This is a genomic window from Marinobacterium sp. MBR-109, assembly GCF_040547565.1.
Classification (GTDB): Bacteria; Pseudomonadota; Gammaproteobacteria; order Pseudomonadales; family Balneatricaceae; genus Marinobacterium.
The window spans coordinates 1-22,438 of sequence record NZ_JBEPPZ010000001.1 but is presented as its reverse complement, the minus strand read 5'-3'; the positions used below and the strand labels follow the sequence as shown (position 1 = coordinate 22,438).

Annotated in this window: 28 protein-coding genes; 18 read left to right on the top strand and 10 right to left on the bottom strand. The window is 54.8% G+C overall.

Annotation, left to right across the window (positions count from 1 at the left end; translation table 11 throughout):
- Window positions 1-12 precede the first annotated feature (12 nt).
- The 10 genes from ABIE60_RS00140 to cysD form a co-directional block, all read right to left on the bottom strand.
- Complete coding sequence (locus tag ABIE60_RS00140) at window positions 13-987, bottom strand: GGDEF domain-containing protein (RefSeq protein ID WP_354466785.1); 975 nt, start codon at window positions 985-987, stop codon at window positions 13-15.
- Window positions 987-2,048: a response regulator gene (locus ABIE60_RS00135; protein WP_354466783.1), complete on the bottom strand. Its 1,062-nt coding sequence runs from the start codon at window positions 2,046-2,048 to the stop codon at window positions 987-989. The genes ABIE60_RS00140 and ABIE60_RS00135 overlap by 1 nt, the downstream gene beginning before the upstream one ends.
- Window positions 2,049-2,132: 84 nt before the next feature.
- Window positions 2,133-2,834 (bottom strand): electron transport complex subunit E, encoded by a 702-nt coding sequence (locus ABIE60_RS00130; protein ID WP_354466781.1) that lies wholly within the window; start codon window positions 2,832-2,834, stop codon window positions 2,133-2,135.
- On the bottom strand, window positions 2,831-3,487 hold the full coding sequence (gene rsxG, locus ABIE60_RS00125; RefSeq protein ID WP_354466779.1) for an electron transport complex subunit RsxG: 657 nt from the start codon (window positions 3,485-3,487) through the stop codon (window positions 2,831-2,833). Before rsxG ends, ABIE60_RS00130 begins: the two co-directional genes overlap by 4 nt.
- Complete coding sequence (rsxD, locus tag ABIE60_RS00120; RefSeq protein ID WP_354466777.1) at window positions 3,484-4,539, bottom strand: electron transport complex subunit RsxD; 1,056 nt, start codon at window positions 4,537-4,539, stop codon at window positions 3,484-3,486. Before rsxD ends, rsxG begins: the two co-directional genes overlap by 4 nt.
- Window positions 4,540-4,573: 34 nt before the next feature.
- Complete coding sequence (rsxC, locus tag ABIE60_RS00115) at window positions 4,574-6,493, bottom strand: electron transport complex subunit RsxC (protein ID WP_354466775.1); 1,920 nt, start codon at window positions 6,491-6,493, stop codon at window positions 4,574-4,576.
- Window positions 6,493-7,095 (bottom strand): electron transport complex subunit RsxB, encoded by a 603-nt coding sequence (rsxB, locus tag ABIE60_RS00110; RefSeq protein WP_354466773.1) that lies wholly within the window; start codon window positions 7,093-7,095, stop codon window positions 6,493-6,495. The genes rsxC and rsxB overlap by 1 nt, the downstream gene beginning before the upstream one ends.
- Before the next feature lie 13 nt (window positions 7,096-7,108).
- Window positions 7,109-7,690, bottom strand: coding sequence for an electron transport complex subunit RsxA (rsxA, locus tag ABIE60_RS00105; protein WP_354466771.1), 582 nt, complete (start codon window positions 7,688-7,690; stop codon window positions 7,109-7,111).
- A gap of 129 nt (window positions 7,691-7,819) precedes the next feature.
- On the bottom strand, window positions 7,820-9,475 hold the full coding sequence (cysN, locus tag ABIE60_RS00100) for a sulfate adenylyltransferase subunit CysN (protein ID WP_354466769.1): 1,656 nt from the start codon (window positions 9,473-9,475) through the stop codon (window positions 7,820-7,822).
- Window positions 9,476-9,518: 43 nt separating this feature from the next.
- Window positions 9,519-10,436, bottom strand: a complete 918-nt coding sequence (cysD, locus tag ABIE60_RS00095; RefSeq protein ID WP_502914928.1) for a sulfate adenylyltransferase subunit CysD — start codon at window positions 10,434-10,436, stop codon at window positions 9,519-9,521.
- Window positions 10,437-10,680: 244 nt separating this feature from the next.
- On the opposite strand from cysD, the gene ABIE60_RS00090 reads away from it, so the two are divergent.
- The 18 genes from ABIE60_RS00090 (at window position 10,681) to ABIE60_RS00005 (ending at window position 22,382) form a co-directional block, all read left to right on the top strand.
- The gene (locus ABIE60_RS00090) at window positions 10,681-12,339 is read left to right on the top strand and encodes a nitrite/sulfite reductase (RefSeq protein WP_354466767.1); all 1,659 of its coding nucleotides are present in this window, start codon (window positions 10,681-10,683) and stop codon (window positions 12,337-12,339) included.
- Window positions 12,323-12,799 (top strand): DUF934 domain-containing protein, encoded by a 477-nt coding sequence (locus ABIE60_RS00085; RefSeq protein ID WP_354466765.1) that lies wholly within the window; start codon window positions 12,323-12,325, stop codon window positions 12,797-12,799. Before ABIE60_RS00090 ends, ABIE60_RS00085 begins: the two co-directional genes overlap by 17 nt.
- Window positions 12,800-12,820: 21 nt before the next feature.
- Window positions 12,821-13,444: a phosphoadenosine phosphosulfate reductase domain-containing protein gene (locus tag ABIE60_RS00080; protein WP_206841019.1), complete on the top strand. Its 624-nt coding sequence runs from the start codon at window positions 12,821-12,823 to the stop codon at window positions 13,442-13,444.
- A gap of 135 nt (window positions 13,445-13,579) precedes the next feature.
- Window positions 13,580-13,861 carry a type II toxin-antitoxin system Phd/YefM family antitoxin gene (locus ABIE60_RS00075; RefSeq protein WP_354466763.1) on the top strand — a complete coding sequence of 94 codons (282 nt, stop codon included), beginning with the start codon at window positions 13,580-13,582 and terminating at the stop codon, window positions 13,859-13,861.
- Window positions 13,858-14,160: a type II toxin-antitoxin system RelE/ParE family toxin gene (locus ABIE60_RS00070; protein WP_354466761.1), complete on the top strand. Its 303-nt coding sequence runs from the start codon at window positions 13,858-13,860 to the stop codon at window positions 14,158-14,160. The genes ABIE60_RS00075 and ABIE60_RS00070 overlap by 4 nt, the downstream gene beginning before the upstream one ends.
- Window positions 14,161-14,883: 723 nt before the next feature.
- Window positions 14,884-15,477 (top strand): hypothetical protein, encoded by a 594-nt coding sequence (locus ABIE60_RS00065; protein ID WP_354466759.1) that lies wholly within the window; start codon window positions 14,884-14,886, stop codon window positions 15,475-15,477.
- Window positions 15,478-15,480: 3 nt separating this feature from the next.
- Window positions 15,481-17,247, top strand: coding sequence for a GmrSD restriction endonuclease domain-containing protein (locus tag ABIE60_RS00060; RefSeq protein WP_354466757.1), 1,767 nt, complete (start codon window positions 15,481-15,483; stop codon window positions 17,245-17,247).
- Window positions 17,248-17,368: 121 nt separating this feature from the next.
- A complete protein-coding gene (locus tag ABIE60_RS00055) occupies window positions 17,369-17,944 on the top strand; it encodes a hypothetical protein (protein WP_354466755.1) in 576 nt (191 codons plus the stop codon).
- Window positions 17,945-18,096: 152 nt separating this feature from the next.
- Window positions 18,097-18,744, top strand: coding sequence for a class I SAM-dependent methyltransferase (locus tag ABIE60_RS00050; RefSeq protein WP_354466753.1), 648 nt, complete (start codon window positions 18,097-18,099; stop codon window positions 18,742-18,744).
- A 105-nt stretch (window positions 18,745-18,849) separates the two neighbouring features.
- Window positions 18,850-19,728 carry an alpha/beta fold hydrolase gene (locus tag ABIE60_RS00045; protein ID WP_354466751.1) on the top strand — a complete coding sequence of 293 codons (879 nt, stop codon included), beginning with the start codon at window positions 18,850-18,852 and terminating at the stop codon, window positions 19,726-19,728.
- A gap of 235 nt (window positions 19,729-19,963) precedes the next feature.
- Complete coding sequence (locus ABIE60_RS00040) at window positions 19,964-20,206, top strand: type II toxin-antitoxin system Phd/YefM family antitoxin (protein ID WP_354412235.1); 243 nt, start codon at window positions 19,964-19,966, stop codon at window positions 20,204-20,206.
- A complete protein-coding gene (locus ABIE60_RS00035) occupies window positions 20,203-20,466 on the top strand; it encodes a Txe/YoeB family addiction module toxin (protein ID WP_354412233.1) in 264 nt (87 codons plus the stop codon). The genes ABIE60_RS00040 and ABIE60_RS00035 overlap by 4 nt, the downstream gene beginning before the upstream one ends.
- 159 nt (window positions 20,467-20,625) lie before the next feature.
- On the top strand, window positions 20,626-20,907 hold the full coding sequence (locus tag ABIE60_RS00030) for a type II toxin-antitoxin system Phd/YefM family antitoxin (protein ID WP_354466749.1): 282 nt from the start codon (window positions 20,626-20,628) through the stop codon (window positions 20,905-20,907).
- A complete protein-coding gene (locus ABIE60_RS00025; RefSeq protein WP_354466748.1) occupies window positions 20,904-21,191 on the top strand; it encodes a type II toxin-antitoxin system RelE/ParE family toxin in 288 nt (95 codons plus the stop codon). Before ABIE60_RS00030 ends, ABIE60_RS00025 begins: the two co-directional genes overlap by 4 nt.
- A gap of 43 nt (window positions 21,192-21,234) precedes the next feature.
- Window positions 21,235-21,504 carry a type II toxin-antitoxin system Phd/YefM family antitoxin gene (locus tag ABIE60_RS00020; protein ID WP_354466746.1) on the top strand — a complete coding sequence of 90 codons (270 nt, stop codon included), beginning with the start codon at window positions 21,235-21,237 and terminating at the stop codon, window positions 21,502-21,504.
- A complete protein-coding gene (locus ABIE60_RS00015) occupies window positions 21,505-21,804 on the top strand; it encodes a type II toxin-antitoxin system RelE/ParE family toxin (RefSeq protein ID WP_354466744.1) in 300 nt (99 codons plus the stop codon).
- A 135-nt stretch (window positions 21,805-21,939) separates the two neighbouring features.
- The gene (locus tag ABIE60_RS00010; protein ID WP_354466742.1) at window positions 21,940-22,197 is read left to right on the top strand and encodes a type II toxin-antitoxin system Phd/YefM family antitoxin; all 258 of its coding nucleotides are present in this window, start codon (window positions 21,940-21,942) and stop codon (window positions 22,195-22,197) included.
- On the top strand, window positions 22,185-22,382 hold the full coding sequence (locus tag ABIE60_RS00005) for a type II toxin-antitoxin system RelE/ParE family toxin (RefSeq protein ID WP_354466741.1): 198 nt from the start codon (window positions 22,185-22,187) through the stop codon (window positions 22,380-22,382). Before ABIE60_RS00010 ends, ABIE60_RS00005 begins: the two co-directional genes overlap by 13 nt.
- Window positions 22,383-22,438: the final 56 nt, after the last annotated feature.

Genomic DNA, 22,438 nt, shown 5'->3' with positions numbered 1-22,438 from the left:
GCAAAACTGCGATTATTCCAGATCCTCGGCCAGGGTGGTACGGTTGCGGCCATTCTCCTTGGAGTAATACAGTGCCGTATCGGCATCGCGCATCCACTCTTCGTGAGACTGATGCTGATTGCCCAGCTGGGCAATGCCGAGACTGGCCGTGAACTGGATACGGTTGGGGCCATGCCTCACCTCCAGCATCTCGATGGCGCGACGAACCCGCTCGGCAAACACCATTGCATTGGTCGCAGAGGTATTGACCAACAGTATGCCGAACTCCTCGCCGCCGTAGCGGCCAGGGGTATCGGTGGCGCGGGCGTGGTGGCGCAGGGTTTCAGACAGCACGCGTATCACCTCATCACCGGCCTGGTGGCCGTAGGTATCGTTGATCGCCTTGAAGTGGTCCACATCCATCATCACCAAGCTGGAAGGAGTCTGGGTGCGGCGGAAGCGTTCGTATTCCTGGCGCAGGCACTCTTCCCAGTAACCACGGTTGGCAAGGCCACTCAGCTTGTCGGTGCGACTCAGCAGCGCCAGCTCAGCGTTGACCTCACGCAGTGCCAGCTGGCTCATGGCGGCGGCGGTCATGTCATAGATCATGATGCCGACGTGGTCGATCTTGCCGCTGGGGGAGGACAGCGGGATCAGCGTCACATTCTGATACATGAATTCAGCCAGCCCGGTGATCGGGTGATAGGGCTTGAAGCGGAACAGGTAAGGGCGCTCTTCCCAGGTGATAAAGGCACGGTTGCGCAGCATGAACACGCTTTCCAGCTTGCGCTGAAACCATTGACCGGGGAAATCATCGAACAGGTCTTCCAGTCGTTTGCCATAGGCGATGGCATCACGTACACCGGAATGGTTGGTCATGAAATTGTTCCAGAGATGCACGCGATGATCGGCATCCAGTACGATCAGGCCCACATCCAAATGCTGCAGGAGTCCCAGCTGCCAGTGGAACTCATCCACGCTCAGCGTGTGTTCCGGCGGGTTGGTCATCACAGGTGCCTCACTAATTCATTCATGGCCGGAAGCGAATCTTCGGTAAACAGCAGCAACAGGTCACAGCTCAGATCACGTCCTTCGATCCGGTAACAGATATCGATGCTAAGCGTTCGGGTCCAGCGGTTGTTTTGCTGCAGGTTGGGCACACTGCAGTGCTGCCCCAGAATCAGCGGCGAGCCCTGGCCGAAACTCAGGTCCAGCTGTGAGCCGAGCCCGTTCAGGAAGGCGCCTATCAACAGGTTGGCAATATCCATCATCAACTCGCGCTCGATCTGATCGGTAATTTCACCTTCATGGCCGAGCAGGTGAGCCAGATCCTGGCTGCTGGAGTCGCTGAACATCAGCAGGGCCTCACCGGCAATGCCCGGGGCGATAAAGCCCTGACAGATGGTGGTCACCGGGTTGTCGCCGGTTGCCTGATGCAGCGCCATATCCAGTTCGCACAGTTCAACCAGCTGTACGCGCGGGATTGGCAGCTCAATAAAGACCTTCAGCAGTCGGGCAAGACGGTCGGCTGCCTGCCCCATGGCGACGTTGGCCAGCTCCTGGTAGCACTCGGTCAGCTCAAATGCCTGCGATACCGGGTCGAGGCCAAGGCTGCGAGTACGGTTCAGCGGCTGTGGACGTGCACCCTCAAGGTGGGTTTCAGCTTCGTCGCTGTGATTGGTTGAGCTTACGGAAAGCTCTTCGAGCAGGCCGAATGAGCGCAGGGATTGGGTCAGCAGGTCGGTATTCAGCGGTTTACGGATAAAGTCGAGCGCACCGAGCTGAATCACACGCTCACGCGCTTCCGGTTGAACATCGCCGGATACAACGATGGTCAGGGTGGGCAGGTCGTTGGCACGGATGCGCTCCAGTACCTGATAGCCATCCAGCAGCGGCATGTTAAGGTCGAGAAACAGCAGTTCACCCTTGCCGGCTCTGATCGCCTCAAGCGCTTCAAGACCATGACTGGCGTGTGTGATGTCTACATTCCATTGTACCAGCGCTCGCTCCATCTGCTTGCGAGCGAGGCGGGAATCATCACAGATTACGACGGATAGCGGTTTGCCCACCTTGGCTCCTGTTGATCGAAAATGATGCAGGTTCAGCCGAGGTTAATGAAAAAGGGCTTGGGTTACAATGACTAAAAAATGTCATCAACCGGTAACGCGTACCCTTTTGCTGCCCGTCAAGGTTTTGGGGGTCTGTTGCTTGCGGCGTTCTTCCAGGCGCGCATCGATGATGTTCTTCAGCGCAATCAGCAGTCCCAGGCCAACAAAGGCACCCGGCGGCAGGATGGCGAACAGGAAGCCGGGGTAATCCTCGAATATCAGCCATTTCCAGTTGCGTGCGGCTTCGCCGAACAGAAGGTGCATGTCACTGAACAGGGCGCCGGTGCCCAGCAGCTCACGCATGCCGCCCAGCAGGATCAACACGGCGGTGAAGCCGACACCCATCATCAGGCCGTCCAGTACCGAGGCACGCACCGGATTTTTGCTGGCAAAGGCATCGGCGCGACCCATGATGGCGCAGTTGGTCACAATCAGCGGAATGAAAATGCCCAGAATCAGGTAAAGTTCGTAGGTGAATGCCTGCATCAGCAGTTCGATTGCGGTCACGAACGAGGCGATGATCATGACAAAAATCGGCAGGCGCACGGTTTCCGGTACCAGCTTGCGGAAGGCGGATACGGTCAGGTTGGAGCTGACCAGCACCAGTGTGCTCGCCAGCCCAAGACCCAGTGCATTCACCACGGAAGCCGTGACGGCCAGCAGGGGGCAGAGGCCCAGCAGCTGGACCAGCGCAGGGTTGTTGGTCCAAAGGCCGTCCAGCGTAATCTTGCGGTAGTCGACGCTCATTGTGTGACTCCTGCCGCAGAAGCGGCGTCAGCAGTAACGGGTTGCAGCAGCTGTGCGCGGTGAGCCCGGAAAAATTCGATGGCGCGGGCGGTGGCGTTCACGACCGCACGCGGCGTGATGGTGGCACCGGTGAACTGATCAAATTTGCCACCGTCTTTTTTAACCGCCCAGTTCTCGTCACGATTAACCGCCATGCGAGCACCTTCAAAAGCCATAATCCAGTCGGATTTGCTCAGTTCGATCTTGTCACCCAGCCCGGGTGTCTCCTTGTGGCTGAGTACGCGCACCCCTGCGAGCGAGCTGTCGGCATTCACCCCGACCAGGAGCTCGATGTTGCCGCTGTAGCCATCCGGTGCAATCACCGGCAGCAGTACGGTAACGACTTCGCCTGAATTGATCGCCTGCCAGCCTGTGCTTCCGGAAGGATAGCCCAGTTCAGGCGCGGCACGGAACTGAATCTCGTGTGACAGCAGCTCGGGATCGACCGTCTTGGGCACAATTTCATACAGTGCACGGGCCTGAAACTCGGCCTTGTTGTGGGCGATTTTGTCGCGCGTGCCGAGCTGAGTGAAGGCGATGACAGCCGCGGTTACGATCGCAAAAATGCCGATGGCGAGTGCGTTGTTGCGAATGGCCTGAAAGATCTCGTTCATGCCTTGTCCCCTCGTCCCTTGTTGGCTCTGTTGTGGCCATAGCTGCGTGGCTGGGTGTAGATATCAATGAAGGGTGCAGCCAGGTTCATCAGCAGAACCGCAAACGCGACGCCATCGGGGTAATTGCCCCAGGTGCGAATAATGAAAATCAGAACACCAATACTGGCGCCAAACACGATGCGCCCCCGGTTGCTGGTGGCGCTTGAAACCGGATCGGTAATGATGAAGAACGCCGCCAGCATGGTGGCGCCGGTACTCAGGTGGAAGAACGGATCAGCGTAGCTGTCCGGGTCAAAACCGAAAAACATGCTGGCGCACAAGCCCAGTGCAACCAGCATGGAGATGGGTGCATGCCAGGTGATCACCTTGCGGTACAGCAGGAAGATGCCGCCCATCAGCCAGGCGGCGCTGACCGCATGCCAGGCGCCAATGCCCTGTGACAGCACAATTGACTGCCGCCAGGTTTCTTCAGTAGTCAGGCCTCCGCGGTGACGGATTTCGTCCAGAGGTGTCGCACCGGTGAAACTGTCATACCAGAGGGTATCCGCCGACACGAAGATGGCCTTCAACGTGTCGATCAGAGGCGCAATCTGCCAGCCTTCGCCGTTGAGCACGAAGGGGGCTGTCCAGCGGGTCATCTCCACTGGGAACGAGATCAACAGCAGAGCATAGGCCACCATGGCGGGATTGAACGGGTTCTGGCCCAGGCCGCCGTAAAGATGTTTGCCCAACACAATGGCAACAAATACACCGACCAGCGTCATCCACCAGGGCGCGAAGGGCGGAATCGCTACGGCCAGCAGCATGGCGGTGACAAGGGCGCTGCCATCGTTTAGATGGAAGAGAACCGGGCGCTTGCGCAGCTTGAGTATCGCGGCTTCAAGCCCCAGTGCCAGCAGGCCGGCCCAAACGATCTGGATTAAAGTGCCCCAGCCGAAAAAGACGGTCATGGCCAGAATGCCGGGCAGCATCGCCAGCATCACCAGACGCATCACGTTGGCAGTGCTGTTGGCCTTGTAGACATGAGGTGAACTCAGTCGGATCAGTGACATCGGTGTGCGATCCTGTCTTCAGTATCAGTTGGGTTTAGGCTGGCGAATGCTCGCTCAGGCTCTCGTTCAGGGCATCGGATTTCTTGCGGGCTTCCACCAGTTCGGTTTCCATCTCTCGACGTGCCTGCTCGTCTTCCGTTTTTGTCAGCGCGCGTTCCAGTTTGGTCACCGCTGCGCGGGCCATGGCAGCATCAATCTTGAGTTGCTTCAGGTCGACCCCTTTTTCGGCGGCCGCAGCGGCTTCTGCCTGCTCCGCTGCCTTGAAGGCCTGCTCGGCCGCACTCGACTTCTGTTCCAACTCAGTCAGAGTGGCGCGCAGTGCATCAATGCCATCAAGCCCCTTGTCTTCAGCGTTTTTGAGCGCATCGCGGGCCTTCTTCAGTTTGGTACGGGCAACCGCTGCAGCGGTTTTCAGCTGCTTCAGGTCCGGTGCAGCACTGGCTGCAGGAGCGGCGCTGCCGGGTTCGGCCTGTGCCTTGTCCGCTTCGGTATTCTTGCGTGCCTGCTGTGCGCGTGCGGCCTCTTCGGCACGGGCCTTGCGGCGCGCTTCCTTCTCGGCCTGTTCACGTTCGAGTCGTGCCTGACGGGCTTCAAAGCGCTGGCGAGCGTGGTCGGCCTTGCGCTGTTCGGTCTCTTCGTTACGGATCTCGGACTTGGCAAAGCGATAGTACTGTACCAGCGGAATACTGCTGGGGCAGACATAGGCGCAGGCGCCGCATTCGATGCAATCGAACAGGTTGTGGTTGCGTGCCTTGTCGAACTCACGCCCTTTGGAGAACCAGTACAACTGCTGTGGCAGCAGCGTGACGGGGCAGACCTGCTCGCACATGTTGCAGCGGATGCAGGGCTGCTCTGGTGGTGCCGGGGGCATCTCTTCATCGCTGGCGGCGATGATGCAGTTGGTGGTCTTGATCACCGGAATCTGATCATGCGCGACCGTAACGCCCATCATCGGCCCACCCATCACCAGCCGAAACAGACGGCCTTCATACAGGCTGGCAGCCTCCAGCAGGTCGGCAAAGGGCGTGCCGATCAGGGCTTCAAAGTTTTGTGGCTGAGCCACGGCATCGCCGGTCACGGTGACGATGCGTGAAATCAGAGGCTCGCCGAAATGTACCGCACGGTGGATCGCCGCTGCCGTGCCGACGTTCTGACACACGATGCCGATATCCGCCGGAATATGCCCACTGGGTACTTCGAGCCCGGTGAGCAGCTGAATCAGCTGGCGCTCACCGCCCGAGGGGTATTTGGTGGGCACGACGCGGATATCAATATTCAGGTCGCATCCCTTGAGTACCGCCTCCAGCGCGTGGATCGCCTGGGGCTTGTTGTCCTCAATGCCGATCATGATATGGCTGGGGCGCAGCAGGTGGCTGATGACGCGAATGCCGCTGAGAATGTCGGCGGCACGCTCGCGCATCAGCATGTCATCAGCCGTGATGTAGGGTTCACACTCGGCGGCGTTGATGATCAGCGTGTTGACGATATGGTCATCACCCAGATGCAGTTTCACATCAGTGGGGAAGCCTGCGCCCCCCATGCCGGCGATACCGCACTGACGGATGTGTTCGATCAGCGCCGAAGGCTCCAGCCGAGTGTAATCCTCCAGGCCTTGATGCTCGATCCACTCATCCTGACCATCGGCTTCCAGCGTAATGCAGTCAGACTCAAGGCCTGATGCGTGCGGCACCGGGTGTGGCCCGATGGAGCGCACAATGCCTGAGGTAGGGGCGTGCAGGGACGCGCTGATACGGCCCACCGGTTCGGCAATCAACTGCCCCTTGAGTACACGATCGCCCACATTGACCACAGGGGTGGCTGGAATGCCGATATGCTGCTGCAGCGGGATGTAGAACATCCTGGGCAGCGGCGCATGGGCAATCGGGGTTCGGGAAGACTGCTTCTTGTTTTCCGGCGGGTGAACGCCACCGTGGAACGCAAATACTTTGCCCATCAGTGTGCCTCCTGCTGTTCAACGCCGCGCCCACGGTCGGTGGCGATCAGGCTCAGGCTTGACGATTCAGTAGGCGAAGGCCATTTCCAGTTGGTGATGGTGGTTTCCACCGGAATCATATCGATACAGTCCACGGGGCAGGGTTCAACACACAGATCGCAGCCGGTGCACTCGTCGACGATGACGGTATGCATCTGCTTGGCGGCGCCCAGAATCGCGTCCACGGGGCAGGCCTGGATACATTTGGTGCAGCCGATGCATTCATCTTCGCGGATGAAGGCGACCTTTTTGACCTGTTCTTCACCGTGCTCGGCATCCAGCGGAACCGCTTCCACATCGAGCAGGTCAGCCAGTGCTTCGATGGTGCTCTGGCCACCGGGCGGGCACTTGTTGATCGCTTCACCATTGGCGATCGCTTCCGCGTAGGGGCGGCAGCCCGGATAGCCGCACTGGCCACACTGTGTTTGTGGCAGCAGGGAATCAATCTGATCCACGATCGGGTTGCCCTCGACACGGAAGCGCACTGAGGCATAACCCAGAATCACGCCGAACACGACCGCGAGGCTAAACAGGATAAGAACAGCGGTAATAACGGTAGTCATTGTTGCCTCCGCCTCAGAACTGCACGAGGCCGGCAAAGCCCATGAAGGCCAGCGACATCAGACCGGCGGTGACCATGCCGATGGCCGCACCGCGAAAGGGGACGGGGACATCGGCCACGGCGATCCGCTCGCGGATGGCAGAGAACAGTACCAGTGCCATCGAGAAACCGACGGCAGCACCGAAACCATAGGCGATCGACTCAAGGAAGCCGTTCTGCTTCTTGATATTGAGCAGGGCAACGCCGAGAACCGCACAGTTGGTGGTGATAAGCGGCAGGAAGATCCCCAGCAGCTTGTATAGCAGCGGGCTGGTTTTGTGCACCACCATTTCGGTGAACTGCACCACTACCGCGATCACAAGAATAAAGGCGATGGTCTGCAGGTATTCCAGCCCGAAGGGGGCCAGCAGGGTTGAGTAAACCAGATAGCTGCAGACGGACGACAGCGTCAGCACGAAGGTGGTGGCCAGGGACATGCCCATGGCGGTTTCCAGTTTGTTGGAAACACCCATGAACGGGCACAGCCCGAGGAACTGGACCAGTACGAAGTTATTCACCAGTACGGTGCTGATCAGGATGAGCAGAAATTCAGTCATAGCCCCTGTCAATGCCTCAAGCCCTGCCGGCAGAACCGGGCAGGGCGTATTAGATTCCGCTGAATTTTACCGGATTTATAACCTAAGGGTATAGATCCGCAGGCCGAGCGCAAGCGCTCGACCCCCGACTCAGATCAGATCTGCCTGCTGAATTTGCTGCAACAGCGTCTTGACCTGCGCTGTCGGGGTGAGATCTGAGTCTGTCTCCAGCACCAGATCCGCCTCAAGGTCATCACGCTGAGTCAGCAGCAACAGACCGGCAGCCTTGAGTGCGTTGACCTGCTCAGTGCTCTGGAAGGTCAACGCCAGCGGCAGACGGCCACGATTGAACAGCTGTTGCTCAAGCGTATACAGCAGCGTTGCGCCCTGAGTCGCGTCAGTGGCCTTGATCTGAACCAGCGCGGCTTTCTGGCCAAAGCGCTCGGCGCGCTGCTGAGTGCTGATGATGGACTCGGCGTGCAGCTCAACCGCACTGTCATCTTCAGCTTCGGCCTGAATCATGCCCGCTGCAACGGTGGCGTTGGTCAGCCGGTCCACAATAATGAACGAGCCGGTGCCCTTGTGACGACGGTAGTCGTCGGCCACCACAGCGCGCTCCAGGCTGATCTCGACCTGAGCGATCTCGTTCAGACCCAGAGTCGCTGCCGGGCTCTGTTCCAGCGTGTTGACGTCGATCCGGTGACGAATCGCGCTGACACGTCCCGCGGTACGGGTGCTGGCCAGCTTGATTTCGTAGTTGCGCCCCGGAATCAGTTCCTGTTCCGACATCCAGACCAGGTGGGCTGCAAAGCGGTTGGTTGCTTCCGGTACCTGATGGCTGTGTACGATCAGGTCGCCACGGGATACATCAATTTCATCTTCCAGCGTCAGCGTCACCGACATGGGGGCAAACGCCTCGGCCAGCTCGCCATCAAAGGTTACGATCGATTTCACCTTGCTGGATTTGCCGGAGGGCAATACCGTCACCGCATCACCCGGGCGCACGATACCGGCACTCAGGGTACCGCAGTAGCCACGGAAGTTCAGATTGGGGCGGTTGACGTACTGCACCGGGAAGCGCAGTTCATCAAAGTTGGCGTCACCGGCAATCTCCACGTTTTCCAGTGTCTGCATCAGCGAATCGCCGCTGTACCAGGGCATGTGCTCTGACGGGTTGACCACGTTGTCGCCCTTCAGGGCCGAGATCGGCGCGAAGTGAATATCTTTCAGCCCCAGGCCCTGGGCAAAGTCCAGGTAGTCCCGCTTGATCTGCTCAAAGCGCTCTTCGCTGAACTCCACCAGATCCATCTTGTTGATCGCCACCACGGTGTGCTTGATGCCCAGCAGTGACACGATGAAGCTGTGACGGCGGGTCTGCACCTGTACCCCGTGACGGGCGTCGATCAGGATGATCGCCAGATCACAGGTGGACGCACCGGTCGCCATGTTGCGGGTGTACTGCTCGTGCCCCGGGGTATCGGCGATGATGAACTTGCGCTTGGCGGTGGAGAAGTAGCGGTAGGCCACATCAATGGTAATGCCCTGTTCACGCTCGGCCTGCAGGCCGTCGACCAGCAGTGCCAGGTCGATGTCGTCGCCAGTGGTGCCGACTTTCTTGCTGTCGTTATGAATCGCGGCCAGCTGATCTTCATAGATCATTTTGGAGTCGTGCAGCAGACGACCGATCAGGGTGGATTTGCCGTCGTCCACACTGCCGCAGGTAAGAAAGCGCAGCAGCTCCTTGTTTTCGTGCTGGTCCAGATAGGCGTCGATGTCGGTGGCGATCAGATCAGATTGATGACTCATAATGCTGTACTCAAATATCCGTTAACGAGATGGCGGTGGCGGCTCAGAAATACCCTTCGATCTTCTTCTGTTCCATTGAGCCGCTGCTGTCGTGGTCGATGGCGCGGCCCTGGCGCTCTGACGTGGTGGTCAGCAGCATCTCCTGAATGATCTCGGGCAGGGTGTCGGCATCGGATTCCACGGCGCCGGTCAGCGGGTAACAGCCCAGCGTACGGAAACGGATATTCTTCATCATCGGCACTTCGCCATCCGCCAGCGGCAGACGCTCGTCATCGACCATGATCAGCATGCCATCGCGCTCAACCACCGGGCGAACGGCGGAGAAGTAGAGCGGTACGATGGGGATCTGCTCCAGATGGATGTACTGCCAGATGTCCAGCTCGGTCCAGTTCGACAGCGGGAACACGCGGATGCTCTCGCCTTTGTCGACACGGGTGTTAAAGGTGTTCCACAGCTCCGGGCGCTGGTTCTTCGGGTCCCAGCGGTGGTGCTTGTCGCGGAAGGAGAACACGCGCTCCTTGGCGCGGGATTTCTCTTCGTCGCGGCGTGCACCGCCGAAAGCGGCGTCGAACTTGTACTGGTTCAGCGCCTGCTTCAGCCCCTGTGTCTTCATGATATCGGTGTGCTTGGACGAGCCGTGGGTGAAGGGGCTGATCCCCATCTCGACCCCTTCCGGGTTGATATGCACAATCAGGTCCATACCGGCTTCCTGCGCCATGCGGTCACGGAACTGGATCATCTCCTTGAACTTCCAGGTGGTATCCACATGCAGCAGCGGGAAGGGCGGCTTGCCCGGGAAGAACGCCTTGCGTGCCAGATGCAGCATCACGGAAGAGTCCTTGCCGACAGAATAGAGCATGACCGGATTGTCGAACTCGGCAGCCACTTCACGGATGATGTGGATGCTCTCGGCTTCGAGCTGTTTGAGATGGGTCAGGCGGTGTTCCGGCAACAGATTCATCATTCGACTCTTTCACTTGGTTGCGACACGAAATCCCCGGAGGGCTAATAACTGGATGGCATTATGTCGAACCGCCAATAAAATAAAAAAGAATATATATGAATTTTTATATTCCTTATGGAGATATGCAGCCTATTTGACTAAAGGTTATAACAAAATTATCAATTAGTATTTTACGTTATAAAGACAGGTCGGTAACATGACGACCTGTTTCAATGACGCTCAGTAGAAAGGTTGAACTGACATGTACCAGTACACCGAAGTGGATCAGAAGCTGGTAGACGAACGGGTGGCGCAGTACCGCGACCAGACCCGTCGCTACCTTGCAGGCGAGCTGCCGGACGAAGAGTTCCGCGCATTGCGCCTGATGAACGGCCTTTATATACAGCGTCAGGCACCGATGCTGCGTGTGGCGGTTCCCTATGGTCTGATGTCTTCGATCCAGATGCGCAAGCTGGCGCACATCGCGCGCACCTATGACAAGGGCTACGGTCACTTCACCACCCGTACCAATATTCAGTACAACTGGCCTACGCTGGAGTCGGTACCGGATATTCTGGCCGAGCTGGCCGAAGTGCAGATGCACGCCATCCAGACTTCGGGCAACTGTATTCGCAACACCACCACTGACCCCTACGCCGGCGTCATCGCCAGTGAGCTGGAAGATCCGCGTCCCTGGTGCGAGATCATCCGTCAGTGGTCCACGCTTCACCCGGAATTCGCCTACCTGCCGCGCAAGTTCAAGATCGCCGTCACCGGTGGTCCCGAAGACCGTGCCGCTTCGCAGGTTCACGACATCGGCCTGCATCTGGTCAAGAACGCGCAGGGCGAGATCGGCTTTGAAGTGCTGGTCGGTGGCGGCCTGGGCCGTACCCCGGTGATCGGCAAGCAGATCCGTCCCTTCCTGGAAGGGCGTGACCTGCTCTCCTATCTGGAAGCGATCATCCGCGTGTACAACCTGAACGGTCGTCGTGACAACAAGTACAAGGCGCGCATCAAGATTTTGGTAAACGCCATGGGCATTGATGCCTTCCGCGAGCAGGTCGAAGCCGAGTGGGCCGAGATCCGCGAATCCGATCTGCGCCTGTCGCAGGACGAGATTGACAGGGTTAAGGCCCAGTTTGCACCGCCGGCCTACGCGGCGGATGCGGTCAACAATGACCTGAACGCCCAGCTGGCCGAGAACGATGACTTCCGCGTCTGGTACGAGCGCAACACCGTTGAGCACAAGGTGCCGGGCTACCGCATCGTTGTGGTATCGCTCAAGCCCTACCTGAAGGCGCCGGGCGATATCACCGACGTGCAGATGGATACCGTGGCCGATCTGGCGGACCGCTTCTCTTTTGGCGAGATTCGCGCCACCCATCACCAGAACCTGGTGCTGGCCGACGTGAAGCAGGGCGATCTGCTGCAGGTATGGAAGATCCTCAACGCCAACAACCTGGCGCGGCCCAATATCGGCACCCTGACCGACATGATCGTCTGCCCCGGTTTTGATTTCTGCGGTCTGGCCAACGCCCATACCCTGAACATCGCCGAGCAGATCAACGAGAAGTTCGAACAGGTGGACTACCTGCATGACGTGGGCACCATCCGTCTGAACATGTCCGGCTGCATCAACGCCTGTGCGCACCACCATGTGGGCCACATCGGTATCCTCGGCGTCGACAAGAAGGGCGAGGACTGGTACCAGTTCACCCTGGGCGGTTCGTCCGAGGCGGATGCGGCGCTGGGCAAGGCACTGGGCAAGGCGATTGCCGCCGACGAGGTGGCCAACACCATCGAAAAGATTTTGCTGACCTACATTGAACAGCGTGAATCCGAAGAGGAAAGCTTCCTCGATCTGGTACGCCGTGTGGGTGTGGACCCCTTCAAGGAGGCTGTATATGGCGCTGATCATTGATCGCAAACCGGTAACCGAAGACCGTTGGCAGTGGCTGGCGGATGATCAGGCGCTGCCCGCCGAAGGTCCGGTCGTATTGCCGCTGGCACGCTGGCTGGACGAAGCCGATGCACTGGCAGGCCGTGAAACCGGTGTGCAGGTGAACGGTGACGACGACCTGCAACAGGTACTGGCACTGCAGGACCGTGTCAGCCTGTTTGCGGTGGAATTTCCGGCCTTTACCGATGGCCGCGGCTTCAGCATCGCACGCCTGTTGCGACGCGGCGGCTTCAAGGGTGAAATCCGCGCCATTGGCGACGTGACCCGTGACCGTCTGGCGCATCTGGAACGCTGCGGCTTCAACGCCCTGCAGGTACCGGACGAGCGCTACAGCCCGGACGTGTTGCAGGCGTTTGACGAAATCGGCGTCCATTACCAGGGCGGTGCGTCACTGGCACGCCCGGCCTATCCTCAGAGCTGAACCGGAATCAGGAGACAACCAATGAGCATCGATCTGGCTGCCGCCAACGCGGAACTGGCGGGCAAAACCCCGCAGGAGATCATCGCCTGGGCCATCGCCCACAGCGACAAGCCGCTGGTCACGACCAACTTCCGCCCGTATGAGTCGGTGATTCTGCACATGGCCGTGCAGGTCAAGCCGGACATTGAGGTGCTGTGGGTCGATTCCGGTTACAACACCTCGGCCACCTACCGCTTCGCGGAAAAGCTGATCAAGGACCTGAACCTGAACATCCACACCTTCATCCCGCAGATGAGCGCAGCCCGTCGCAACGTGCTGATGGGCGGCATCCCGGATGTGGACGATCCTCAGCATGACGAGTTCACCCGTCAGGTGAAACTGGAACCCTTCCAGCGCGCCCTGGCCGAACTCAAGCCCGACCTGTGGCTGAACGCGATCCGCAAGGACCAGACCGAATTCCGCCAGTCACTGGATATCGTGACGGCCAGCAAGGACGGCATCATCAAGGTGGCGCCGCTGTTCAACTGGACCGAAGCCGACATGGACGCCTACCTGGCCGAACACAATCTGCCCAACGAACACGACTACTTCGACCCCACCAAAGCGCTCGAAACGCGCGAGTGCGGACTGCATACGCAGTTGTAAGCGTGTAAGGCCTCGCCGCTCGGCGGGGCCTTTTATCCCTACCCCATCTTTTCTGTCATTTATCCAGTCAGCTTGCCTGCCTTCATATGATGTCGTACCCTTTTATGTACATCCAAATGTACAAAGGTGGTTTCCATGTCAAGGGTTCGTGTCGATGAAGATATTCGTCCCCTGTCCGAATTCCGGGCAGGCGTAGCCTCGTTTGTAAAACAGATCCATGAAACCCGCCGCCCTATGGTGCTGACGCAGCGGGGCCGCGGAGTCGCCGTATTGGTGGATGTCCATGAGTACGAGAGAATGCAGGAGCGCCTTGAGATTCTGGAAGAGCTATATAAGGCGGAAGAACAGATAGCCTCCGGTGATGGCATCGCGCATGAAGACGCGAAAAACAGGGTTTTGAGTAGGCTTGCTCCATGAAGATTGTTTGGTCCCCGCTCGCGCTTGAGCGTGTGGAAGATACAGCCCGCTATATAGCAGAAGATAACCCGGATGCTGCGGTGCGCTGGGTGGAGGACTTGTTCTCTGCGGTAGAACGGTTAGCCGACTTTCCTGAAAGTGGACGAATGGTTCCCGAGGTAGGGTCGCCCCGTATCAGGGAGCTGATATTCGGAACGTATCGGGTTATTTACAGTGCCAAAGGTCGCGTTGATATTCTGACCGTGCGTCGCAGTAGCCAGTTGTTGCGTATGTCCGAGATCGGTGCTGATGAAGAATGACCAGTGGCTGCACAATTTTTCGCCGTTCTGCAGTTCAGCAGTTCCGCAGCTCCAAAGCGGTGCACGGGTAGCCTGTCAAACCTCATACACCATTGTGATGAGGTGCCGCGTACTATAAATCATGTCTTCCGATGACTTCGGTTATTGTATCCACATTGATTCTTCAGAGTGGTTGAGTAAGCACTGTTGACACTACAGGATAAAGCGAACATTTATTTCTTCTGCCATTCGGGTCAGGCCCGTTGGTAAAGGGGACAGATCTTTTAGTTTTGTTGTTGAAACTGCCACTGGCCGATCTGTCCATTGTGCGGGGCCACTGCGCTGCATTGGGTAGCGGAGCTGATATTTCAGGCCGATTGGCGCGTAGTCGACGACGATAATCGGCATCTGAGCGAGGGTGGGGAGACAGGACGCGACGGTCTGCCTCGGCAGTGCCGGGGTTCAGTGCGTTCGCAGCGTGGACGTGGGCCGAAAACCGCGCTAGATTTGAGGCAATGGGACGACAAAGGGATGCCGCATATGGCCAGCGAGGGCTCAGGGACCACCAACATCACGAGGGACGGGATGCTTCGAGCATCCGGCGACCCCGTGCCCTTGAAAAGCTTTTCCCTTATAAACAGAAGCCACTGCCACCCGGATGGGCGCTTGAGTTCAACAGACATTTATACGTCTGCGGGGCAGAACGTATAAATGCTTAGATGTTAGGCTCTATAAGGAGGTTGAGTGGATAAGGTTGACCAGTACAAACAGAGCATCGGTAAGTTCGTATTCAGTGAGCTTGTCATTTTTATGTCGCAGGTCTTGGTTTTTTTCATGGTTGCAGTTTTTACGTCGAACTTTTTGAACAGTGAAGATAAGCTTGTAGCATTTGCTAATCAAAAAATAAACGATGGATCTCTCACAGAAGTAGGGCTGACGTTTTTAGCAATTCTGGTAGTTATTGGGCTGTTCTCTGCGCTAGGCCGAATATTTGATAATAAATATGTCGAGTTTTACGTTAATGAAGTTTTATGTGAAATGCCAAATACTATTTATGTATTCGGATCATCTGCAACGGGAACGATGTTGGCAATTTCTTTGTTTATCTATATGAATCCGGCAGAAGGCACTTCGGCAAAAGGATTTGCTGCGCTATCACTGCTTTTCGCTTTCATGATGTTTTTGTATGGGGTTGCTTTCAGTTATGCATTTAAGCGGAAAACACACATCATAAAAAGTCCTAACAAATCATGCAGCAGACCGCTGACGCGGCAGCAGATTGAGGCGTTATACAGACCGACCGATCAAAAAACAGAAAATAAGGACATAAAGGAGTAATTAATGGCAGATCTTGCTTCGCAACCGACATCAATTCAGTCAATATACAGTTGGTACAAGGATAATAAGCTGTTTGTCAATCGGCGGTACCAAAGAAAGCTCGTGTGGACTCAAGAAGAAAAACAGAGATTGATCGAGTCAATACTTAAAAAGTATCCAATTCCTGCAATATTGATTTCGGAACGAGATCAAAGTGGCACGTACGAAATAATAGATGGCCTTCAGCGACTTCATGCGATAGTTTCTTTTATCGAGACATCTTTTCCTACATTGGAAGGAGATTATTTTAATCTAGACTATTTTCCAACTGCCAAAAGTAACGCTGAGGCTGGCAACTTCGAGCAAACTGAATCTGCCGATCTTATTGACCAAAAACAAGTTACTACGATACTTGATTACTCGTTGGCATTATCTGTCATGAGAAATGCAACGGAACAGGAAGTAAACGATGTTTTTGACAGGATTAACACGTACGGTCATAGGCTAAGCGATCAAGAAAGAAGGCAGGCAGGCATAAAAAATGACTTCTCTGAGGCTGTTAGGCATATAGCTTCTGAAATTAGGGGGGATGACTCCTCAGATATATTAACACTCAATTTGATGCCATCCGTAAGCGTCGATTTGCCAATGACCAAGCATGGTTATGAAGTTCGTGCCGAAGAAGTATTTTGGGTGCAGCAGGGGATTTTGAGATCAACTGATCTAAGGGATAGTGAGGATGAGCAGTGTATAGCGGATATTGTGGCGTCGATTGTGGGTGGGCAATTGATCACCAGATCCAAAGATGCACTAGATAAAATATATATCGACGGAAGTGACGAAAATAAAAGAATAATAGATGCTTTAGATGTTTATGGGGTGGATAGGATTTCTGAAGAATTTAAATTTTGCATAGATGAAGTGCAAAAAATTTGTAATGATGGAAAAGAAACAAAATTGAGGGACTTGCTATTTGCCAAGAGAACGACTAACGCATTCCCATCAGTTTTTGCTACCTTATTTATATCGCTGCACGAGATATTTGTAGTTGATAAAAAATTAATATCAGATTATCAGAAAGCTAAAAACTCTTTAGATAATTTGATAATAAGAATTGAGTCGGGCCGAAAGGCTGGGTCTCCAGAAGAGCGCAGAAAAAATATAGACACCGTGAAGGGACTTTTGGCGAGCTGCCTTATTGATGCTAAAGGCACGCAACATATATATGGAACTCACTCAACTGTTGAGATCCAAACCTCTATTCGAAGGTCAGAGATTGAACATCCATATTATGAGTTAAAACAAGGTCTTTTGAGCCTTTCTGAAAATAGAGAAAGAGATCTTAATGTCATAAATAAAGTAATTAAAACTATTTGTGCAATGGCTAACAATGGGCCTCAATCTTCTGGAAAAATAATAATTGGAGTTGCAGATAAGGAGTCGGATAAAGAAAGAATTAAGAAGCTCGACCATATAGAGCCGAAGCCGATTGGTAAGAGGTATGTTGTAGGGGTAAGAAGAGAAGCTGAAAGTCTTGGGCTTTCAGTAGAACAGTACTTCTCTGTTTGGAAAGATGGTATTCGAAATTCTGACTTATCTTTGACGTTAAAGGACTCTGTTCTTTCCAATATAGATTACAATGACTTCTTTGGTCTCGGAGTGATCACAATCACCGTTCCGCCTCAAAAGGAAATGTCATATGTTGGCGATGATACCTATTTTAGGAGCGGTGATGATACATTAAAGGCTGAAAACGCAAAACAGATTGCTTCAATAGCAAAGCGGTTCTAGATTTTTTCTGCATAACCAGTGCATCAAGTCGACCGCTTTGAGCTGACGCTCCAAGCGGCGGCTTATTCGAGGCGTTATGGGTTCTGAGACCTAAGTGGCTACCAATAAAGGATTGTAAGACTTGAATTATATAGAAAGATTAATAAATGCGGTTGACTACACGCACAGCTTAGGATTGAAGGTTGAAAAATCTCCGATACCGCTAGGCGAAAAGATTGAATCTTCAACTATGCAAGATATTTTTCAACTATGTGGTGATGCGTTATACCACTATGGTTATCAAACTTCAGAAGATCTAGCTGGTGAATGTACGCCTGTACATTTAATGCTAATGTCTCATCTTAAAAGTGACCTGAACATTGAAAGCTTTATTACGGTAGGTGATAGATATTGGAATGATTACGTTTATTGTGAGATGTCTAAAGATTCTATAGAAAGTGAACTGAAGAAGCCGAGTATTGGTGGAGACATTAAGGCTCATGTTTGGCTGACCCTTACAGATGGTACGATTTTAGACTGTACTGCAGAGGCACATGCTGATCTCCTTTTCAAGCGCGGTCTACATCCTGCCCATAAATGCATAATGCTCGTTGATCCAAACCAAGAAGAAAGCGCGAAATCTGGATATCACAGGCCTTATCTGATAGGAACTGATTTTTTAGAAAAGACAGGGATGTATCGGATTGTATATCGATAACAAGCATTGCAGCGGACAAGCTGCTGAATGCGGCGTTAGGCTTCCGAGTTACCCACGAACAGTAGACACCTTCTATAGTTAGGTGGACTTACCCCGGTGCGGACGGTGGGATCGCTGGCCGTCAGTTAAGAGCAACAACGAGAGAAAGGCAGATGAGCGAGCACGATGCACGGTTTTGGGACCGGGCCGCCAAAAAATATGCAGCCTCTCCAATTGATGATGAGGCGGGGTTCGAGAGGACGCTGGCGCGCACGCGTGCGTTGATGCCGCCCGAGGCACGGGTGCTGGAACTTGGCTGTGGCACCGGTACGGCAGCCCTGTGTCTGGCTGATTCTGTGAAAAGCTACGTTGGCACGGACATTTCAGCGGGCATGATCGCCATTGCACAAGTTAAGCTGGAAACAGCCCGCCAAAGCGGCTTGAATGCGACGTTGGCGTTCCGCCAGGCAACCGCTGATACCTTGGCCCGTGAGGGTGTACAGTATGATGTGGTGCTGGGGTTTAACTACCTGCATTTGGCAGGCAGCCTGCCTGTGGTGCTCGCTCAAATTCATTCGATGCTTGTGCCGGGTGGGCTGTTCATCGCCAAAACCCCTTGTGTCGGTGATATGAATCCTCTTATCCGCCTTGCCATCCCGGTTATGCGTCTCGTGGGCAAGGCCCCGAGCGTCGTGACCACATGCTCCTCGGGTTCGCTGGTACAAGCGATCGGTGAAGCGGGGTTTGAAATACTTGAAAACGAACGGCACGGCACGAAGAAAAGTGACTACCGTCCCTTTATTGTCGCTCGGGCGATCTGACTCTGCCTGACCTCAGGCATGCGGGAGTGCGCGCTCCCGCGCCGCCCCGGGTTTAAGGGTGTATCCCTGACGCGAAATCAAAAATGGTCATGAACAGGAAAAAACATGAAAAAACAGCTGCTGGTCTTACTGATACCCTTCCTGCTGTTGGCAGGATGTGCGAGTAGCCCGTCTGCTCTCCGACATGATGTCGCCGTGTCGTATGACACCGAGCGTATCGCCTATGATGTGGCCGGAGAGGGCGAAACGGCGCTGATTTTCGTTCACGGCTGGAGTTGTGACGGGCGCTACTGGCAAGAGCAGGTCCCGGTATTCGCGAAAGACTATCGGGTCATTACGGTCGACCTGGCAGGGCATGGGCATTCCTCATTGGAGCGATCCGATTATTCAATGCTGTCCTTCGCGCAGGATGTGAAGGCCGTTATGGACAGGGAAAATATTGGTCGCGCGGTTCTGATCGGGCATTCAATGGGAGGTGGCGTGATTGCCGAGGCGGCCAGGCTCATGCCGAAGAGGGTTGTGGGTATTGTCGGGGTCGATACCCTGCAAAACGTAGGGGAGCGTACACCAGAGAGCGTCATTGAGGAGATGGTAACGCCATTTGAGTCTGATTTCAGAACGGCGACGCAGGGTTTTGTTTCACAAATGTTCCCGGCAGGCACCGATCAACAGCTGATGAACTGGATAATGGAAGATATGTCATCAGCGCCCAAGGCGCCGGCCATGAGTGCCTTTCGTAACTACCTGGGCCAGTATGTCAGCGGAGATGCCGCCGCTGTCTTCAAGGATGTCAGTGTTCCTGTGGTCTCAATAAATGCACGACTATGGCCGACCGCATTTGAAGAAAACCAAAAGCATATTAAAGACTATCAGCTTCTCTATATTGAGGATTCAGGCCACTTTCCCATGCTGGAAAGGCCCGACGCCTTTAATGCGCTGTTACAACAGGCCATTGAGGCAATTGAAACGCGCAATGGCATCTAGCCTTTGCATCGCATGCGCGCCGGTGTCTCCGCTGTTGTGAGACACCCGTGACTGGGAACCGGGGCATTAGTGTCGTTGAATCCAGAGTGGAAAGCGATCACTGTGGCAGCGCGAATGGCTGCATAAAAATCAGACAGGACGACAGATACCTTGACAGTTACTGCGGGCGTTCGTCTTGACGTACGTACTCAAAAGCGTACACTTGGTGAAAAGTTGAACACGCAAGAGGTGCGTCATGACCGGAATCACAGCCACTGAGGCGCGCAGCAACCTTTATCGGTTGATTGACGAGACCGCCGAATCCCACCAGCCAATCGTCATCATGGGTAAGCGGAATAAAGCCGTCCTGGTTTCCGAGGAAGACTGGTCTGCAATTCAGGAAACACTTTACCTACTCTCCGTACCCGGTATGCGGGAGTCTATTCGTGAGGGTATGGTTACTCCCGTGGATGAATGCGATGAGGAGCTGAACTGGTGACATGGAAGTTGGTTTACACCAAACAAGCCCAGAAGGACGCAAAGAAGCTGGCCTCCAGCGGCCTCAAACCAAAAGCCGAAGAGTTATTGGCACTCATTGCAGAAGATCCGTACCGCAAGCCACCCCCGTTCGAGAAGTTGATTGGTGATCTTGCGGGTGCCTATTCACGCCGAATCAATATCCAGCACCGTCTGGTATACCAAGTGCTTGAAGACGAGAAAGTGGTAAAAGTCCTCCGTCTCTGGAGCCACTACGAATGATGCATAACCAGTCGCTGTTGCCGGACAATTTCTCCACCGCTTCGCGGCTACAAAATTGCCGCAAAGCTCTATGTTATGTTTGTTCTCTCAGGCACCTTGGCTGCCTTCATGAGAGGCCGTACTCTTTAACGTACACTAAATCGTACAGAGATGATTCCCATGTCTAGAGTTCGTGTCGATGAAGATATCCGTCCCCTGTCCGAATTCCGGGCAGGCGTAGCCTCATTTGTAAAACAGATCCATGAAACCCGCCGCCCTATGGTGCTGACGCAGCGGGGCCGCGGAGTCGCCGTATTGGTGGATGTTCACGAGTACGAAAGGATGCAGGAGGGCCTTGAAATTCTGGAAGAGCTATATAAGGCGGAAGAACAGATAGCATCCGGTGATGGCATTGCGCATGAAAACGCGAAAAACAGGGTTTTGAGCAAGCTGGCTCCATGAAGATTGTTTGGTCCCCGCTCGCGCTTGTGCGTGTGGAAGATACAGCCCGCTATATAGCAGAAGATAACCCGGATGCTGCGGTGCGCTGGGTGGAGGACTTGTTCTCTGCGGTAGAACGGTTAGCCGACTTTCCTGAAAGTGGACGAATGGTTCCCGAGCTAGGATCGCCCCGTATCAGGGAGCTGATATTCGGTACGTATCGGGTTATTTACAGTGCCAAAGATCAACACGGCTCTAAACGGTTGCGTGAGCCGGTCGTTAAATTTATTGACCGCACCTGTTAACAGGTGCTATCTATAGCACCAAATCGTTGGCCAGGTAATCACTATGCAAGTGAAATTTTCCGAGGATGTCGTTCCTCTATCAGACCTGAAGGTCAACCCCGGAAAGGTGGTTGGTCGAGCGCAAGATACGCATCGCCCCATCCTGCTCACCAGTCGTGGTCGCGGCATAGCTGTTGTTCAGGGACTCGAGGATTATGAGAGAACCGCAGAGGAATTGCGGTTTGTAAAGGCGGTGGCGCAGGGGCTTGTGGATGTTCGCGAGGGCAACACCCTATCGTTGGATGACGCCAGGAAAGCGTTGGGTATCAAGTAAATGGAATTACGCATCGCCCAGTCCGCTCTTGAGGACTTACAGGCTATTCAGGCGTATTACAAAGAGCAGGATGTGCCACATGTCGGTGATGATTTCGTGGCTGCTATCCTGGAGCACTGTGAAATGCTTCAAATCCACCCCGATGCTGGCCGAGTTGTGCCTGAATTCAACATGGACACGATTCGAGAATTGATTCACGCGCCGTTTCGAGTTGTCTATCTCAGGCAGCCGAGAGAGGTTGTGCTCATACGCGTCTGGCGGAGTGAGAGGCAGCTCGAATTACCAGCAAACGCAACATAATCAGCCATGCACCGGATGCCAGGCTCTCTGCTACGCTGCGATTCTGTCACCGGTGATCGCGGGCGTTAGCTGTGATTTCCTCGCCCGCAAAAGTGATACTATAGTGCCACTATCAGTCTGATTCAGGGTGCTCCCATGAAAGTTGAGCTTGTTACAAACCTTAAGCGCCAAGCCACGAAAATCCTGGCTGACCTGCACCAGTCCAAAGAGCCGGTACTGATCACCGAGCATGGTCAGCCATCCGCATACCTTGTCGATGTGCAGGATTACGAGTTCATGCAACGTCGCCTTGAGTTGCTTGAAGGGCTCTCACGGGGAGAGCGTGCTGTACTTGAAGGAAGAACGTACAGCCAAACTGAGGCCAGGGAGAAAATGAGTAAATGGCTGAAGTAATCTGGACGGAGCCTGCGCTTCAAGAACTGGATGCCATCGCTGAGTACATTGCTCTGGATAATCCAGTTGCTGCAGGTCATCTGGTTCAGAACGTTCTCGATAAGACCGGGCGTTTGGAAGACTTTCCCCAATCTGGACGAATTCCTCTAGCAGTCTGTCGGGTTTTCGATAGCCCTGTGAGATAATCCCCCTATTATCGAGATCGAGCTATGACCGGAACGTCATCATGAGCCGCTTTATT

What these genes read in the sequence shown, in the direction of transcription:
- ABIE60_RS00140 (WP_354466785.1), bottom strand. Translation starts at nt 987, where the DNA reads ATGACCAACCCGCCGGAACACACGCTGAGCGTGGATGAGTTCCACTGG.
- ABIE60_RS00130 (WP_354466781.1), bottom strand. Translation starts at nt 2,834, where the DNA reads ATGAGCGTCGACTACCGCAAGATTACGCTGGACGGCCTTTGGACCAAC.
- rsxG (WP_354466779.1), bottom strand. Translation starts at nt 3,487, where the DNA reads ATGAACGAGATCTTTCAGGCCATTCGCAACAACGCACTCGCCATCGGC.
- rsxD (WP_354466777.1), bottom strand. Translation starts at nt 4,539, where the DNA reads ATGTCACTGATCCGACTGAGTTCACCTCATGTCTACAAGGCCAACAGC.
- rsxC (WP_354466775.1), bottom strand. Translation starts at nt 6,493, where the DNA reads ATGGGCAAAGTATTTGCGTTCCACGGTGGCGTTCACCCGCCGGAAAAC.
- rsxB (WP_354466773.1), bottom strand. Translation starts at nt 7,095, where the DNA reads ATGACTACCGTTATTACCGCTGTTCTTATCCTGTTTAGCCTCGCGGTC.
- rsxA (WP_354466771.1), bottom strand. Translation starts at nt 7,690, where the DNA reads ATGACTGAATTTCTGCTCATCCTGATCAGCACCGTACTGGTGAATAAC.
- cysN (WP_354466769.1), bottom strand. Translation starts at nt 9,475, where the DNA reads ATGAGTCATCAATCTGATCTGATCGCCACCGACATCGACGCCTATCTG.
- cysD (WP_502914928.1), bottom strand. Translation starts at nt 10,436, where the DNA reads ATGAATCTGTTGCCGGAACACCGCCTGACCCATCTCAAACAGCTCGAA.
- ABIE60_RS00090 (WP_354466767.1), top strand. Translation starts at nt 10,681, where the DNA reads ATGTACCAGTACACCGAAGTGGATCAGAAGCTGGTAGACGAACGGGTG.
- ABIE60_RS00085 (WP_354466765.1), top strand. Translation starts at nt 12,323, where the DNA reads ATGGCGCTGATCATTGATCGCAAACCGGTAACCGAAGACCGTTGGCAG.
- ABIE60_RS00080 (WP_206841019.1), top strand. Translation starts at nt 12,821, where the DNA reads ATGAGCATCGATCTGGCTGCCGCCAACGCGGAACTGGCGGGCAAAACC.
- ABIE60_RS00075 (WP_354466763.1), top strand. Translation starts at nt 13,580, where the DNA reads ATGTCAAGGGTTCGTGTCGATGAAGATATTCGTCCCCTGTCCGAATTC.
- ABIE60_RS00070 (WP_354466761.1), top strand. Translation starts at nt 13,858, where the DNA reads ATGAAGATTGTTTGGTCCCCGCTCGCGCTTGAGCGTGTGGAAGATACA.
- ABIE60_RS00060 (WP_354466757.1), top strand. Translation starts at nt 15,481, where the DNA reads ATGGCAGATCTTGCTTCGCAACCGACATCAATTCAGTCAATATACAGT.
- ABIE60_RS00050 (WP_354466753.1), top strand. Translation starts at nt 18,097, where the DNA reads ATGAGCGAGCACGATGCACGGTTTTGGGACCGGGCCGCCAAAAAATAT.
- ABIE60_RS00045 (WP_354466751.1), top strand. Translation starts at nt 18,850, where the DNA reads ATGAAAAAACAGCTGCTGGTCTTACTGATACCCTTCCTGCTGTTGGCA.
- ABIE60_RS00040 (WP_354412235.1), top strand. Translation starts at nt 19,964, where the DNA reads ATGACCGGAATCACAGCCACTGAGGCGCGCAGCAACCTTTATCGGTTG.
- ABIE60_RS00030 (WP_354466749.1), top strand. Translation starts at nt 20,626, where the DNA reads ATGTCTAGAGTTCGTGTCGATGAAGATATCCGTCCCCTGTCCGAATTC.
- ABIE60_RS00025 (WP_354466748.1), top strand. Translation starts at nt 20,904, where the DNA reads ATGAAGATTGTTTGGTCCCCGCTCGCGCTTGTGCGTGTGGAAGATACA.
- ABIE60_RS00020 (WP_354466746.1), top strand. Translation starts at nt 21,235, where the DNA reads ATGCAAGTGAAATTTTCCGAGGATGTCGTTCCTCTATCAGACCTGAAG.
- ABIE60_RS00015 (WP_354466744.1), top strand. Translation starts at nt 21,505, where the DNA reads ATGGAATTACGCATCGCCCAGTCCGCTCTTGAGGACTTACAGGCTATT.
- ABIE60_RS00010 (WP_354466742.1), top strand. Translation starts at nt 21,940, where the DNA reads ATGAAAGTTGAGCTTGTTACAAACCTTAAGCGCCAAGCCACGAAAATC.
- ABIE60_RS00005 (WP_354466741.1), top strand. Translation starts at nt 22,185, where the DNA reads ATGGCTGAAGTAATCTGGACGGAGCCTGCGCTTCAAGAACTGGATGCC.